Genomic DNA, 1411 nt, shown 5'->3' with positions numbered 1-1411 from the left:
GGGGGGGGGGGGGGGGGGGGGGGGGGGGGGGGGGGGGGGGGGGGGGGGGGGGGGCGGCGGGGGGGGGGGGGGGGGGGCGCGGGCGGGGGGGGCCCCCCCCCGGCGGCGCGGGCCCGCGGTGGTGTCGGGGCCCGTGCCGCGGGTGGGCTCACGCGTCCGTGGCCGCGTCGCGCTTCTCCTGGAGCTTGCGCAGCAGCGCCCGCTTCTGTGCCATCGGATCGAGGTCGCCCTGCGCCCCGCGCTGCCCGCGCCCGCCGCGCAGGGCGGATCGGGAGAGGTTGGCGCGGGTGCCGCCGACGCCGAGCATGCTTCCGGAACGTCCCTTGCTCATGGGGGTCTCCCTCGTCTCGTTTCGCTTCTCTGGGCCTCTGTCGACGGGGTGGCCGTTGCCGGCGGGGCCGGCTGCGGCAATCCCGTACGAGACGTTGCGTCTCGCACGGCTTGAGTGTGCGGGGTGCGGCGCGGGCTTGTCAAGACGATACGTCTCGCCTCGCAATTGGTAGATTGCCGGCCATGACCGAGAACATGGCCCGTAAGACGGCCCCCGACTCAAGCCGCCGCAGCGAACGCTCGCGCCGCGCCATCCTGGACGCCGCCCTGGAACTCGTCGGCGAGGTGGGCTTCGGCAAGCTCACCATCGAGGCGATCGCCGCCCGGGCGGGGGTCGGCAAGCAGACCATCTACCGCTGGTGGCCGTCGAAGGCCGCGGTGCTCTTCGACTCCTTCCTCGATCAGAGTGACGGTGCCCCGGAAGTCACCCTCCCCGACACGGGCGACCTCGCCGCCGACCTCAAGTCGGTGCTGCGCGCCACCGTCGACGAGATGGACAACCCGAAGTACGCGCTGCCCACCAGGGCGCTGGTGGCCGAGAGCCAGAACGACCCGGAACTGGGCGCCGAACTCAACGCCCGCGTCCTCGAACCACAGCTCGACGCCTGGGCCGCGCGGTTGCGCACCGCCCAGCAGGCCGGCCAGATCGCCGCCGACGCCGATCTGCGGGTCGCCGTCGAAATGATCGTCGGCTCCCTCTTCCACCGCTGGTCCCTGCGGACGCTGCCGCTGAGCCACGCGTACGCGGACACGATCGTGGACCAGGTGCTGCGCGGCATCGCGGTGTCGCCTGCGGTGTCACCTGCCGGGGCGTCCACCGAGTCGCCCGCCGGGTAGTCAACCGCGCTTGCTTGCGGAGTCGTCCGCCGAGCCGCCCCCCGAGTCGCCCGCCGGGTGGTCAACCGCGCTTGCTTGCAGAGTTTTCTGCTGGGCCGCCCGCCGGGTAGTCCGCCGCGGCACCCGCCGGCCGTGCCGTCCGTCGCTGTGCCGCCCGCCGCCGGGCAGGGCTGCGGCCGGTCCCGCTGCTCGTGGGGAGGTCGCCGTCGTGTGCTCGTGGGGAGGTCGCCGTCGTGGAGGCCGC

General features: G+C 74.7%; 2 protein-coding genes. One reads left to right on the top strand and one right to left on the bottom strand.

The genetic code is table 11. The features are described 5' to 3' along the window. Positions 1-148: 148 nt before the first annotated feature. Complete coding sequence (locus AAHZ94_RS34085; protein WP_349997557.1) at positions 149-331, bottom strand: DUF6243 family protein; 183 nt, start codon at positions 329-331, stop codon at positions 149-151. A gap of 194 nt (positions 332-525) precedes the next feature. Between AAHZ94_RS34085 and AAHZ94_RS34080 the strand changes: the two genes are divergently transcribed. Further along, positions 526-1167 (top strand): TetR/AcrR family transcriptional regulator, encoded by a 642-nt coding sequence (locus AAHZ94_RS34080; protein ID WP_349997558.1) that lies wholly within the window; start codon positions 526-528, stop codon positions 1165-1167. The last annotated feature ends 244 nt before the right edge of the window (positions 1168-1411 follow it).

It is taken from the genome of Streptomyces sp. HSW2009 (genome assembly GCF_040240285.1).
GTDB lineage: Bacteria > Actinomycetota > Actinomycetes > Streptomycetales > Streptomycetaceae > Streptomyces.
This window is presented reverse-complemented; position numbering and strand designations above follow the sequence as displayed.